Annotated in this window: 14 protein-coding genes; 7 read left to right on the top strand and 7 right to left on the bottom strand. The window is 38.5% G+C overall.

Annotated features, from left to right (window positions below; genetic code table 11):
• Window positions 1-23 precede the first annotated feature (23 nt).
• From Q763_RS15240 to Q763_RS15230, 3 genes are all read right to left on the bottom strand, one after another.
• Entirely contained in the window at window positions 24-803 is a 780-nt protein-coding gene (locus Q763_RS15240; protein WP_157499470.1) for a hypothetical protein, read from the bottom strand.
• 72 nt (window positions 804-875) lie between these two features.
• On the bottom strand, window positions 876-1,352 hold the full coding sequence (locus Q763_RS15235; RefSeq protein ID WP_035135865.1) for a hypothetical protein: 477 nt from the start codon (window positions 1,350-1,352) through the stop codon (window positions 876-878).
• 37 nt (window positions 1,353-1,389) lie between these two features.
• Entirely contained in the window at window positions 1,390-1,869 is a 480-nt protein-coding gene (locus Q763_RS15230; RefSeq protein ID WP_157499468.1) for a hypothetical protein, read from the bottom strand.
• 290 nt (window positions 1,870-2,159) lie between these two features.
• Here Q763_RS15230 and Q763_RS15225 point away from each other — a divergent pair, with 290 nt between their 5' ends.
• On the top strand, window positions 2,160-4,136 hold the full coding sequence (locus Q763_RS15225) for a trehalase family glycosidase (protein WP_084596091.1): 1,977 nt from the start codon (window positions 2,160-2,162) through the stop codon (window positions 4,134-4,136).
• A 6-nt stretch (window positions 4,137-4,142) separates the two neighbouring features.
• On the opposite strand, the gene Q763_RS15220 is transcribed toward Q763_RS15225, so the two are convergent.
• Window positions 4,143-4,643: a hypothetical protein gene (locus Q763_RS15220; RefSeq protein WP_035135862.1), complete on the bottom strand. Its 501-nt coding sequence runs from the start codon at window positions 4,641-4,643 to the stop codon at window positions 4,143-4,145.
• Between the two features lie 140 nt (window positions 4,644-4,783).
• Between Q763_RS15220 and Q763_RS15215 the strand changes: the two genes are divergently transcribed.
• Both Q763_RS15215 and Q763_RS15210 read left to right on the top strand, forming a co-directional pair.
• Window positions 4,784-5,296 (top strand): hypothetical protein, encoded by a 513-nt coding sequence (locus Q763_RS15215; RefSeq protein WP_198133477.1) that lies wholly within the window; start codon window positions 4,784-4,786, stop codon window positions 5,294-5,296.
• A 74-nt stretch (window positions 5,297-5,370) separates the two neighbouring features.
• Window positions 5,371-5,742, top strand: a complete 372-nt coding sequence (locus tag Q763_RS15210; protein ID WP_157499466.1) for a hypothetical protein — start codon at window positions 5,371-5,373, stop codon at window positions 5,740-5,742.
• Window positions 5,743-5,858: 116 nt separating this feature from the next.
• Here the strand turns inward: Q763_RS15210 and Q763_RS15205 are convergent, their stop codons facing one another.
• Window positions 5,859-6,167, bottom strand: a complete 309-nt coding sequence (locus Q763_RS15205; RefSeq protein WP_035135859.1) for a GIY-YIG nuclease family protein — start codon at window positions 6,165-6,167, stop codon at window positions 5,859-5,861.
• A gap of 233 nt (window positions 6,168-6,400) precedes the next feature.
• Between Q763_RS15205 and thrS the strand changes: the two genes are divergently transcribed.
• From thrS to rplT, 4 genes are all read left to right on the top strand, one after another.
• Window positions 6,401-8,353 (top strand): threonine--tRNA ligase, encoded by a 1,953-nt coding sequence (thrS, locus tag Q763_RS15200; protein ID WP_035135858.1) that lies wholly within the window; start codon window positions 6,401-6,403, stop codon window positions 8,351-8,353.
• 19 nt (window positions 8,354-8,372) lie between these two features.
• Complete coding sequence (infC, locus tag Q763_RS15195) at window positions 8,373-8,927, top strand: translation initiation factor IF-3 (RefSeq protein WP_394331011.1); 555 nt, start codon at window positions 8,373-8,375, stop codon at window positions 8,925-8,927.
• Between the two features lie 59 nt (window positions 8,928-8,986).
• Window positions 8,987-9,184, top strand: a complete 198-nt coding sequence (gene rpmI / locus Q763_RS17755; protein ID WP_084596089.1) for a 50S ribosomal protein L35 — start codon at window positions 8,987-8,989, stop codon at window positions 9,182-9,184.
• Between the two features lie 99 nt (window positions 9,185-9,283).
• Window positions 9,284-9,628, top strand: a complete 345-nt coding sequence (gene rplT, locus Q763_RS15190) for a 50S ribosomal protein L20 (protein ID WP_035135856.1) — start codon at window positions 9,284-9,286, stop codon at window positions 9,626-9,628.
• Between the two features lie 137 nt (window positions 9,629-9,765).
• Here rplT and Q763_RS15185 read toward each other — a convergent pair whose 3' ends face one another.
• Window positions 9,766-11,028, bottom strand: coding sequence for a hypothetical protein (locus Q763_RS15185; RefSeq protein WP_035135855.1), 1,263 nt, complete (start codon window positions 11,026-11,028; stop codon window positions 9,766-9,768).
• A 320-nt stretch (window positions 11,029-11,348) separates the two neighbouring features.
• Complete coding sequence (dnaB, locus tag Q763_RS15180; protein ID WP_035135852.1) at window positions 11,349-12,905, bottom strand: replicative DNA helicase; 1,557 nt, start codon at window positions 12,903-12,905, stop codon at window positions 11,349-11,351.
• Window positions 12,906-13,053: the final 148 nt, after the last annotated feature.

Below are 13,053 nucleotides of genomic sequence, written 5' to 3'. Positions count from 1 at the left end.
ATTATATAGAGTGTAATGATTGTTTAATTAGAATGCTCATCATAGTAACGCACTGCGAGATATATATTTTCAAAACCTAAAAAACCTGATTTAAAATAGTTAAGTACGCTTGGTTTATCGACAAATAACCTATTTAGTAGTTCAAACCAGTCTTCATCCATACGTAAAAGATACATTTCATTATCCTTTTCTATAAAATAACAGGTTCCCTGATGACCGGTAGCATATCCGTACAGCTTTAAATCTTTACCTTTATATAGTAACAAGAGCCAATCTTCTTTTGAATCGAGCGTTTCTACTTTTGGTTTATCCCTGTACTCATATATATACTGACCTGTTTTATACACCAAACCCACTTCGCCCTTAAACTTTATTTTCTTCCCCTGTTTGGAAATAATGTAACGGGAACCCAGCAAAGGCTTATATACATCGCCATATATAGTGTCGTTATTTTTTATAAGGTAATCATCGTGATTATCGATTGAAGTATCCTTTTTAGCATTGAGTCCGGTATAGATACCGTCTTTTGGCTCTTTATTAGTAGTAACATAACCATTATAACGATACCCCTTCAGCTTATCGGCCTCATACCTGGTAAACGATTGGTCTTTATCATTATCAAATTTCAGGAGATAGGTTTTAAGCAACTCCTCTTTCACAGCTCCATATATAGTATCTCCGTTTTGGGTAACAACATAATCCAAAAAGAAATGCTCTCTACCCACATTTGTTTCCTGCGCGCGCGCACTATTAAAAAAGAAAGTGCAAAAAATATATAATAAGAATGCTTTAGCGAAGGACATATAATTGATTTGCTTTTACTGATTTCTAAATATAGTAATAAAGGTTTTTAAACTACACCTATATAATAGGTATTAATCCAGGAAATGGAGATTGATGAAATAATCACGTGTATGCACATCATAATACACCTCTATTTCCTTTTGCATATATAGTTTAGCTAGCAGCGTTTCTTTACCTACAGGAAAACTATCGCTTTTTAAAGTTTTTGTTGAGCCGTTAATTTTAACCTTTACTTCAACGGTACTGGATATATGTTGGGTTGTTACTTCGGCATTACGGGAATCCAGTAGCGAATTGAGCGCCTGTGCCCTGTATCCGCCCGATGCCGGCTTTGTAGTATAGCTTTTTGATGTTGTTACCTTACAGTTATCAAAGGGAACTATTATTTTATTCCCCTCTTTCATCAATCGGTTTTTATACTCTGATTGCTGTAGTTTTTGCAAACGCTCATCTTTACGACGGTTAACTTTCCCTCTAATAAGAAAAACAAGCATAGCGATTATCGCAATAAGGATTATATAATTACCGATACTACCCATAAAAAGCATGAAATTTATTTTACATCATTAATCGTCACAACACATATTAATCTAAAAAATGGAGATCAAAAAAGTAACCTTCCGTATCGGGGTCATAATATACATTAATCTCTTTTTGCATATATAACTTAATTAACAAATTGTCTTTATCAAGAGGCACACTACACTCAAAAGTATAAACTAAACCATCTATCTCTACATTTGCCTCAATTATACTATCTATATACTCTACCTCTATTTCATCATGACTGTTGTACATAGCCGACTTCAAACTATCACTGTAATAATCTTTTGCCCGTACAGTAGCATAACGCCTTTTTTCATTAACCGTGTAATCATCAAAGGAGAGTGTTATTTTAATCCCGTCATCACGGAGTTTGGTTTTATATTCAGATGTCAGTATTTTTTGTGAACGCTTTAATTTCAGATTATTCCTTTTAAACCATAGTAAAACCAACAACCAAAGAGTTATCACAGTAAGCACCATGTAATCTTGTGCTGACATTTGAAAGATAAGGGTGGGCATTTTTATTATTTTTCCAAATATAATAAATAGCCTTTATACTTTAGCCCCGATAGAGTGGGCATCCCTGTAACGCAGTGAAAGGATACAGGCGAAAGCGGGAAAATGGTTTACAGGCACTCCACCAGCATTTCGCTTCTGATAATTTTACCTCTGTTATTTTCAGGATTTAGCAATATAAACCCCTTTAATTTCAAACACATACTAATATTATGTTAAGCAATGTCTTACAATTTTAAAAGCTGTAAGAATTTACTATTTTTAAGCTTTCTCACTTTTAAATACTTTTAAAAATGAGCCACAGTAATAAACCAAATGCTACACGTGCACTTATATATATAGGTATAGGTGTGGCCATAAGTATATCTGGTACTTTTATGAGTTGTAACGATAAATTTGTTGAAAGCCAAACCGTGTTTGACCTTCCGGTAAACAGAACCATGCAGGAACTACTTGCCGGATATGACACCGACGGCGATAAGAAAATAACCAAAGACGATGCCCCTAACAAAGATTACTTTTTAGTAAGTACTAAAGGAGACACCGTTATTATAAGGAATACCTACTACCTGTCTAACCTGTTGCAGGAACTTGCCATTGCAAATGAAAATGCACAGGACACAGCCCTTATTACCCTTAGGCAAATACAGGAACCGCCTGCCGAACGCATATCACGCCGCATAAAAACCCAATTTTGGGACGACCTTACCCGTACTATTGACGAAAAAGGCATTAACCGTATTATGGACGATGATAAAATGCATGATGAACGCAGGCGTATTTACGTTCCGTATGATGACCATGTGGGGATTGCCTATTTCCAAAACCTGCAAAAAAAGATGCCGAAACTGGAAGTGGTTGTACTTCCGGAAAACATTACTCCCGAATATGTTGAGTCTATTAATAACATGCCGGGTATTTTGGCACTTAAAATAGAGAACAATAAAGGAGTTCCGTTTGTGGTTCCCGGCGGACGATTTAACGAAATGTACGGCTGGGACAGCTACTTTGAAGGTGTAGGTCTTATTATTGACCACAGACTGGACCTTGCCAAAGGGATGGTAGATAATTTTTGCTATCAGATTAGACATTACGGAAAAATACTAAATGCTAACCGTTCCTACTATTTAACCCGCACGCAACCTCCGTTTCTGTCGTCATATATAAGAGAGGTGTATGCTGCCATGCATCCTAAAGATAAAAAATGGCTGGAGGAATGCCTTGCTACTGCCATAACTGAGTATGAAAATGTATGGATGCAAAGCAAAAGATACACACCTGCCACAGGACTTAACCGTTTTTATGCAAGCGGAAAAGGAATCCCTCCGGAAACAGAGCCCGGACATTTTAAGGCGGTGCTACAGGAATATGCCGATAGGCACAAAATTGCGGTGGAGGAATTTGAAGAACTATACAAAGCGGGAGTAGTGAAAGACAGTGCACTGGACCGTTATTTTACGCACGACCGCACCCTGCGCGAAAGCGGACACGACACCAGCTGGCGACTGGACAATATTGCTGCCGACCTGAATTGTGTTGACATCAATGCCCTACTATATAAATATGAGAAAGATTTTGAATTTTTAATAGGTACTTATTTTAAGGACAGTTTTACCGTAAACGGAAAAACCTATACATCGGCTTACTGGAGTGAAAAGGCTGCCGACCGCCGTGAACTCATGGAAAAATACATGTGGGATGAAAAAGCAGGCTGTTTTTTTGATTACAACTTTAAAAAGGAAGAAATAACCGATTATATGTCGGCTACCAATTTCTTTCCGTTGTGGGCTGGGTTATGCACCCATGAACAGGCTAAAAAAATGGTACCTATATTAATGAGTGACCTCAAAGCAAAGGGCGGTATACTGGCATCTACAAAACAATCGGTAGAGAAATACAAAACCAGCGACGTACAACGCCAGTGGGATTACCCTAACGGATGGGCTCCGCACCAAATGCTGTTATGGAAAGGACTTATTGATTATGGTTATGAAAAAGAAGCACGCGAACTTATATACCGCTGGCTGTGGACCATTACCCAAAACGCGGTTGACTATAACGGAACGATTCCCGAAAAGTATGATGTGGTAAACACCACACATAAGGTATATGCCGAATATGGAAACGTAGGAACCGAGTTTGCTTACATTACAAAGTCGGGCTTTGGGTGGATGAATGCGTCCTACCAGTACGGTCTCTCTTTACTGCCGCAGGAGTATATTCAAAAACTGGATAATTTGGAAAATCCCGATGTGGTGTTTGGAGAGTAAAAAAAGTTAATCGCTAGCCGATTTTTTATCCATTAATTTAAAGGCATCGGTTCTGGTTACATTTTTTCCGTCAAAATAAAAATAGGCGTACAGGGGGAAGTCGGCTTCTTTAACAATTACCTGCCTCTGTTCTCCTTTATTGATGTATACCACATTTTTTTGAGTGTATTTCACGTCTATTTTCAGCGAATCCATACGGGAGGTTACCGCATCATGATACAACATATTCTCATCGGCTAGAGTATAAAAACTACCCTCTCCTATTTCTTTTTTTAAATCGTTTATCTGATTAGAGTTTAATGCTACTACAATAACCGTAGGTTTATCCAGCATATACTGCTCGGCAGCCATAACGAGTTTTGCGTGTGGGGAGTCGGCATCGGTATTGGGTCCGTTAGTATTTTGCTGCATTTCGGTAGTGGCTTCATTTCCTTCCGGTTCCGCTTTGGCTTCCCGCTTGCAGGAATACAAAGCAAACACTGCCAGTAAAATAACAATGCGGTTCATAGAATTATGGTTTTTAGGTTGCTCTACTAAGTTAGTAATTTTAACTTTTTTATAAGAAATAACGTTATCTTTTTATTTGTGGTGTTTTATAATTTAAAAATAAAGTTAACTTTGAAGCAAAACAAAAACTAACTTTTACTATGAATGATGCTCAATTTCACCTTGTGGTAAACCACCTGCCTATTATCACACCTATTATAGGACTTGTAATTATGCTTGGCGGATTCATTTCGGGTTCGGAAGCTGTAAAGCGCGCTGCTTACTTTATTTTTGTACTAACTGCTTTATTTGCCATCCCGGCAATGGCTACAGGCGAAGGTGCCGAAGAAATTGTGGAACACCTGGGTGCCGATCATCATTTAATACATGAACACGAAGAGAAAGCCGAAACGCTTGCCATGCTTTGCTATATACTGGGCGGACTTAGCCTTGCCGGACTTTGGGCAAGTTTTAAAAACAAGTCGTTTGGTAAAGGTATTGCTATTGTAGTTTTACTGTTTAGCGGTGTTGTGGGGTACTTTGGTTATGAAACCGGACATACAGGAGGCGAAATAAATCACCCTGAAATAAGAGCCGACTTTAAAGCCGAAGAGCATGAAGATCACGACCATGACCACGAAGCCCACGATCATGATGAACATGACCATCAATAAGATATAAATAACGATTACATACATAAAAAAATCCCGCTCAATGAGTGGGATTTTAGTTTAAAAACTTAATAACAGTGAACAGCAATTACCCTACACCATACCTATGGTTCTCTAAGCTAAATATGACTAAGTTTATTCCGTGGCACATTGAACCTCAATTAAGCGAAAAACATTTTGCTAATGAGCGCTTTAGTATTGAAGCAAAGAACCGTGAAGTGATAACTTTTGCAAGCAGACAGGACATGGATACTTTTGCCGGTTTTGAAATAAAAAACGGAATAATTCAGGAAAATGTTCTTGTTTTCCATTTATCCTTCGGTTCTAATAATGACGAATGGAATGTTGTTAAAAAAGAATATCCAAACTTTTTCTCTTTTATAAAAGAAACTGTTCTTCCTGATATGGAAGAATGGATAACTATAGATGATGTTGAGGATTATATATAAATTTTAAACTAATGATTTCTCCACTTCACTGCGTTTCGGTCGAAATGGAAAAAACCAGTCTCCCGTTTGTTGAAATTTGTTCCATTTCGAGTGGAGTGAAACGGAATCGAGAAATCTTAAATTTCTTCATTTAAAAATCTCCAATCAGGATTAATCTTATTTATCAAATCATCTTTTTTAATTCTACTCCATTTTTTTAATTGAGTTTCTCTGTCAATTGCCAACTGAACATCAGTATAATGTTCCCAATAAATAAGATAAAAACAATTGTATCTCGCCGTAAATGATTTTGAGTGCGCTTCCTGGTTTTGATGAAAATGTAATCTATCTTTTAAATTGGTAGTAAAACCTATATATAAAACACTCTTACTTTTATTAGTAAGAATGTAAACAAAATAATTATGTTCACCTACTGTTTGAAACATATTCAAATGTAAGGATTTTACCTAGATTTCTCCACTCCACTGCGTTTCGGTCGAAATGGAAAAAACCAGTCTCCCGCTTGTTGAAATTTGTTCCATTTCGAGTGAAGTGAAACGGAATCGAGAAATCTCATATGGCAACTTTTTCAATATTTAAATTCTACAAAATCTAATTACTTACTATATTGCCTTTGTATAGTTAATACGTTATATTTGCATTCAATAAAATTTTAATAATGATAAATATTACATTACCGGACGGTTCAGTCAAAAAATTTGACGCAGGGTTAACGCCAATAGACGTTGCCATGAGCATTAGTGAAGGATTAGCAAGAAACGTAATCTCGGCTTCCTTTAATGGTACAACTGTTGAAACCAAAACCCCACTGACGACCGACGGTTCATTAATATTATACACCTGGAACGATAAAGAGGGTAAAAAGGCTTTTTGGCACTCTACTTCTCACGTTTTGGCACAGGCTTTGCAGGAAATGTACCCGGGCATCAAGCTTACTATTGGTCCGGCTATTGATAATGGTTTTTACTATGACGTAGATTTTGGCGACCAAACCATTACCGATAAGGACTTCAAAGCTATTGAAGACCGCGTGCTTGCCATTTCCAGAGAGAAACATGAATTTAAAATGCGTTCGGCTACAAAAGCTGAGGCGCTTGAGTTTTATAAAAGCGAAAACAACCCATATAAGGTTGAGCTTATTGAAAACCTGGAAGACGGTACTATCACATTTTGTGACCACGCTACCTTTACCGATTTATGTCGTGGTGGGCACATCCCGAACACCGGCATTATTAAAGCGGTAAAAATTATGAGCGTTGCCGGTGCTTACTGGAGAGGTGACGAGAAAAACAAACAGCTTACTCGTGTATACGGTATATCTTTCCCTAAACAAAAAGAGCTTACAGAATATCTTGAGCTACTGGAAGAGGCTAAAAGACGTGACCACAGGAAACTGGGTAAAGAGCTTGAGCTTTTTGCTTTTTCAAGCAAAGTAGGACAAGGTTTACCGTTATGGTTACCTAAAGGTGCCGCACTTCGTGACCGCCTTGAGCAGTTCCTTAAAAAAGCACAGAAGAAAGCCGGATACGAGCAGGTTGTGAGTCCGCACATTGGTCAAAAGGAACTTTATGTAACTTCAGGCCACTATGCAAAATATGGGGCAGACAGCTTCCAGCCTATCCACACTCCAAACGAGGGTGAAGAGTTCTTACTAAAACCAATGAACTGTCCGCATCACTGCGAGATATATAATACAAAACCATGGTCGTACAAAGACCTGCCAAAACGTTATGCTGAGTTTGGTACTGTGTACCGTTACGAACAAAGTGGTGAGCTACACGGTTTAACACGTGTTCGCGGATTTACTCAGGATGATGCGCACATTTTCTGTACTCCTGATCAGCTGGATGAAGAATTCAAAAAAGTAATCGACCTTGTACTTTATGTATTCGGTTCGCTTGGATTTGAAAACTTCAGCGCGCAAATTTCGCTTCGTGATAAGGAAGACAGAGAAAAATACATTGGTACTGAGGAGAACTGGGAAAAAGCAGAAAACGCTATTATCAATGCTGCTAAAGACAAAGGTCTTAACACTGTGGTTGAGTATGGCGAAGCAGCTTTCTACGGACCTAAGCTTGACTTTATGGTAAAAGATGCACTGGGCAGACAGTGGCAGCTTGGAACAATTCAGGTAGATTACAACCTGCCGGAACGTTTTGACCTGACTTACAAAGGTGCTGATAATGAGCTTCACCGCCCTGTAATGATTCACCGTGCGCCATTTGGATCAATGGAAAGATTCATTGCGATTTTACTTGAAAATACAGCCGGAAACTTCCCGCTTTGGTTAATGCCGGAGCAGGCTATCATACTGTCTCTTAGTGAGAAATATGAAAATTATGCTAAAAAAGTTTTAGATTTGCTGGAAAATCACGAAATTCGCGCCCTAATTGATAACAGAAACGAAACGATTGGTAAGAAGATTCGCGAAGCCGAAGTTCAAAAGCTTCCGTTTATGCTGATTGTTGGTGAGGAAGAAGAGAAAAACGGAACGATATCTGTGCGCCGTCACGGAGACGCAGGTAAATCGAACCAAACAATGTCTATAGAACAATTTGCTGCCCTTGTAGAGGAAGAAGTAAATAAGACATTAAAACCATTTGAAGTTTAACATTTAAATTTTTATAGCCATAGCAATAAGAAACAACAGAGGATATCAACCTCGCGTAGAGAAAAAAGATCCGCACAGGATAAACAGTTACATCCGTGTACCTGAAATCAGGTTGGTGGGTGATAATGTGGAACAGGGTGTATATAACACTTCTAAAGCTCTGCAAATGGCAGAGCAGATGGAACTGGATTTGGTAGAGATCTCTCCAAATGCTGCACCTCCTGTATGCAAGATCATGGATTATAAAAAGTTTCTTTATGAGCAAAAGAAACGTGATAAAATGCTTAAAGCAAAATCTTCACAAATTACTGTGAAGGAAATTCGTTTTGGTCCTCAAACCGATGAGCACGATTACGAGTTTAAAAAGAAAAATGCTGAGAAATTCCTTAAAGAGGGCTCAAAGTTAAAAGCTTTTGTATTCTTTAAAGGACGTTCTATCATATACAAAGAGCAGGGACAAATACTTCTTTTAAGGCTTGCCCAAGATCTTGAAGAATACGGTAAAGTAGAATCTATGCCGGTTCTTGAAGGTAAAAGAATGATTATGTTTATCGCTCCTAAGAAAAAGAAATAATAAGGTATAACAGCCTTGTTTAAAAACAAGTAAGTAAGATAACTAAATACAGGAAGAAAATGCCTAAGATGAAAACTAAATCCAGTGCTAAAAAGCGTTTTAAGCTTACAGGTTCTGGTAAAATCAAAAGAAAGCACGCTTTCAAAAGTCACATCCTGACAAAAAAATCTAAAAAGCGCAAGCTGGCTCTTACTCACTCAACTCTTGTTCACAAAGTTGACGAAAGAAGCGTGAAAGAGCAATTAAGACTTATCTAATAGTATAAGTCCGGTTAAAACAATTTAATAACCCTGGAGTATGGCTTTTAAGTTTCCTGTTAATAAAAGGAGCGCCTACTACAAAAAACATTTAAAATTATGCCAAGAGCAGTAAATTCAGTTGCTTCAAGAGCTAGAAGAAAAAGAGTATTGAAGCAAGCCAAAGGATACTTTGGAAGACGTAAAAACGTTTGGACAGTAGCTAAAAACGCGGTTGAGAAAGCAATGGCTTACTCTTACCGTGACAGAAAACAAAAGAAGAGAAACTTCCGTTCTCTATGGATTATGCGTATTAACGCTGGTGCAAGACTACACGGAATGAGCTACTCTCAATTCATGGGTAAAGTGAAAGCTAACGGTATTGAACTTAATCGTAAAGTTCTTGCTGACCTAGCTATGAACCACCCTGAAGCTTTTGCAGCTATCGTTAATAAAGTTAAATAATTACGTAAACAATATATTATCTTACTTATAATAAAACCCGCTCAATGAGCGGGTTTTTTATTTATATTGCTACTTGTATAACTATATTGACCAATAAATATTTTGGAATAAAAAAGTCCGCTTATAGCGGACTTTTTTTATGTTTTAAGTTTCTTTTTCCTTGCTGCCGGGAAGAGTACATTGTTTAATATTAGCCTGTAGCCCGGTGAATTAGGGTGTAGATCTAATACTGTAGGTGCATCGCCTACCCTATGCTGATAATCCTCGGGATCATGCCCTCCGTAAAAAGTAAACATCCCTTTTCCTTTAGTACCGTGTATGTAACGGGCTTCACCGTTTTGAAGATTTTGCCCCATTATAAGTACGTTTGATTTTACTAAGCTTTCATCAAACGATGTGGTTTGCCCCATAAAACCTTTTACCAGTTGTGTATGGTTTTGGCAAAGCATTGTAGGGATTGGGTCCCATTTTGCCGAATACTCCATTAGCGTAAAATAATCGTTATCCATAAGCACTTTACGCTTGGTGGTCATATCAATGTCAGAAAATTCATAAACCACAGGGTTATGCTCCAAATGGAAATCTTTAAACGCCATTGTTTTGTTGTAATCAATACTCGCCTGATAGTTTGGATCACTCGGGTCACCGTCAAACATGGTTTCACAAATATCTACTCCTTCTGCCGAAAGGGCAATATCAAAACTATCGGTAGCCGAACACATGGCAAACATAAATCCGCCACCTATTACAAAATCCCTTATTTTATTGGCAACAGCCAGTTTCTCTTCAGATACTTTACTGTAACCCAGTTTTGCTGCCAGTGCCTCGGCCTCTTTCTTCTGCTCAATGTACCACGGTGCATTGCGGTAGGCTCCAAAAAAGCGACCGTACTGCCCTGTAAAATCTTCATGATGCAGGTGTAGCCAGTCATATAATAATAAGGCATCGTTTAAAACCTCTTCATCATATATTTTTTCAAAGGGAATCTCGGCATAAGTAAGCACCAAGGTTACGGCATCATCCCACGGCTGCTTTCCTGCAGGCGTGTATACCGCAATCTTAGGTGCTTTCTCAAGAACAACGGTCTCCATATTTTGAGACGGACTACTAATCTCATCCTGAATGGACTTAGCCTCTCCGTCGCTTATTACTTCAAAAGTCACTCCCCTAATTTGGCATTCACGTCTTATCTCTTCGGCATCAGGAAGCAAAAAAGAGCCTCCTCTGTAATTAAGCAGCCAGCTGGCTTTATAATTCTTCTCCAAAACCCAATAAGTTATCCCGTATGCCTTTAAATGGTTTTGCTGCGTGCTTTCATCCATTGGTATTAAAATCATGGAAGCACGGCCCGCAAACGAAACCAGTAAAAATAATAGGAGTATGAATTGTTTTTTAAGCATTTTAAAATAGATTTTATTCAAAGATAAACTAAAAGCGGCGGTAATAAACAGCTATTAGTTTACATAGAGCAACGATTTATAATTTAAGGTATTATAAAAGTATCAAAAAGAAATAAAAAAAGCACATCCAAACGATGTGCTTTCTATATTTTTTAAGGTTACATAATGTTTTACGCCTTAGGGTTCTAGTACTACCACATGTTCTGCTTCGTGTACTTCAATGTCCCAAAGGGCTTTTTCGGCTTCTGTACTGGCTTGTAAAAAGTCGTTGTTCATATGCTTGCGGGGTTATAATTGGTTACTTTGCTATTATTTGTTATTTAGAACGGAACATCGTCATCATCATGCGCTCCGCCACCGCTGTTCATGTTACTGCCAAAGGCTTCGTTTGCCGAAGGTAGGTTTTTGATTATACCGGCATTGTCGTTATCATTCATACTCGACGGAAGCTCGTCAAACGGCGAAGCGAAATCGTCGAGGTTATCAAACTTACCGAGACTACCTACGAATTTAAGCCTGATGTTATCCAAACCACCGTTACGGTGCTTAGCCACGATAAACTCGGCCTGACCCTGTGTTGGCGATCTTTCTTCATCATCCCATTCGTCAATCTTATAATATTCAGGACGATAAATGAACGATACAATATCAGCATCCTGCTCAATCGCACCCGATTCCCTAAGGTCAGATAGTAACGGCCTCTTGCTCGATCCCCTTGTCTCTACCGCACGGGACAACTGAGATAGTGCAATTACCGGTACGTTAAGCTCTTTTGCCAGTGCCTTAAGGTTACGGGAAATGGTAGAGATTTCCTGTTCACGGTTACCTCCGTTTTTTCCTGCAGCTCCACCGGCGGTCATAAGCTGAAGGTAGTCAATAATAATCATCCTGATTCCGTACTGAGAGGCTAGCCTCCTTGCTTTTGCCCTAAGGTCAAAAATGGAAAGGGATGGTGTATCGTCAATATATAAAGGAGCTTTTTCAAGATCCTTTACTTTAATACTTAACTGTTCCCACTCGTGTTTTTCAAGTTTACCAGTACGCAGCTTTTCAGACGATAGTCCGGTTTCGCTCGAAATCAAACGGGTAATTAACTGTACCGAGGACATCTCCAGGGAGAATACTGCCACACCATGGTTAAAATCGATAGCAATATTTCTTGCCATAGAAAGTACAAAAGCGGTTTTACCCATACCCGGCCTTGCAGCAATAATGATAAGGTCACTGGGCTGCCAGCCCGATGTAAGCTTATCCAAATCATGAAAGCCAGTTGCAACACCACTTAGTCCTTCCTTACCTGCAATTTCCTCAATACGTTTCTTTGCTTGGATAACAAGGCTCTGCGCCGTTTCAGAACTACGCTTAATATTACCTTGAGTTACTTCATACAGTTTTGACTCTGCCTGGTCCAGCAGGTCAAAAATATCTGTTGTCTCATCATAAGCCTCTTCGATAATTTCACTCGATATTTTGATAAGGCTTCGCTGAATGAATTTTTGTAATATAATCCTTGAGTGAAACTCAATGTGAGCAGAAGACGATATCTTTTGTGTTAGCTGAATAAGATAAAAATCTCCGCCTACCTGATCCAGTTTTCCGTTCTTTTTAAGCTGAGCAGAAACTGTTAATAAGTCAATTGGCTGGGTGTCGTTAAATAGTTGGACTATGGCCTCAAAAATAAACTTGTGGGCCTCTTTATAAAAGGCATCCGGCTGTAATATATCTATTACCTCGTCTACCCCTTTTTTGTCTATCATCATGGCACCTAAAACAGCCTCTTCAAGGTCCAGCGCCTGCGGTGGCAGCTTACCTTTCTCCAAGTTGATAATAGATGATTTATCAACTTTTACCGGGTTTACGTTCCTGATGTTTTCCATTATGCTAATGTAATTAAATTTAAAATGGGTGCGTTAAGCAATTGTTAAGAACCTTATGTTAATTAACTGTTGATAAACTGTTAACCAATTGTTTATAAGTCAAAAAAAATCCGAAGCTGCAAGGCTTCGGATTAATAATGCAGTTAAA

This window comes from Flavobacterium beibuense F44-8 (assembly GCF_000769915.1).
Classification (GTDB): domain Bacteria; phylum Bacteroidota; class Bacteroidia; order Flavobacteriales; family Flavobacteriaceae; genus Flavobacterium; species Flavobacterium beibuense.
This window is presented reverse-complemented; position numbering and strand designations above follow the sequence as displayed.

Excerpts from the sequence above, each read along its gene's own strand:
- Q763_RS15240 (WP_157499470.1), bottom strand. The coding sequence starts at position 803 with ATGTCCTTCGCTAAAGCATTCTTATTATATATTTTTTGCACTTTCTTT.
- Q763_RS15235 (WP_035135865.1), bottom strand. The coding sequence starts at position 1,352 with ATGCTTTTTATGGGTAGTATCGGTAATTATATAATCCTTATTGCGATA.
- Q763_RS15230 (WP_157499468.1), bottom strand. The coding sequence starts at position 1,869 with ATGCCCACCCTTATCTTTCAAATGTCAGCACAAGATTACATGGTGCTT.
- Q763_RS15225 (WP_084596091.1), top strand. The coding sequence starts at position 2,160 with ATGAGCCACAGTAATAAACCAAATGCTACACGTGCACTTATATATATA.
- Q763_RS15220 (WP_035135862.1), bottom strand. The coding sequence starts at position 4,643 with ATGAACCGCATTGTTATTTTACTGGCAGTGTTTGCTTTGTATTCCTGC.
- Q763_RS15215 (WP_198133477.1), top strand. The coding sequence starts at position 4,784 with ATGAATGATGCTCAATTTCACCTTGTGGTAAACCACCTGCCTATTATC.
- Q763_RS15205 (WP_035135859.1), bottom strand. The coding sequence starts at position 6,167 with ATGTTTCAAACAGTAGGTGAACATAATTATTTTGTTTACATTCTTACT.
- thrS (WP_035135858.1), top strand. The coding sequence starts at position 6,401 with ATGATAAATATTACATTACCGGACGGTTCAGTCAAAAAATTTGACGCA.
- rpmI (WP_084596089.1), top strand. The coding sequence starts at position 8,987 with ATGCCTAAGATGAAAACTAAATCCAGTGCTAAAAAGCGTTTTAAGCTT.
- rplT (WP_035135856.1), top strand. The coding sequence starts at position 9,284 with ATGCCAAGAGCAGTAAATTCAGTTGCTTCAAGAGCTAGAAGAAAAAGA.
- Q763_RS15185 (WP_035135855.1), bottom strand. The coding sequence starts at position 11,028 with ATGCTTAAAAAACAATTCATACTCCTATTATTTTTACTGGTTTCGTTT.
- dnaB (WP_035135852.1), bottom strand. The coding sequence starts at position 12,905 with ATGGAAAACATCAGGAACGTAAACCCGGTAAAAGTTGATAAATCATCT.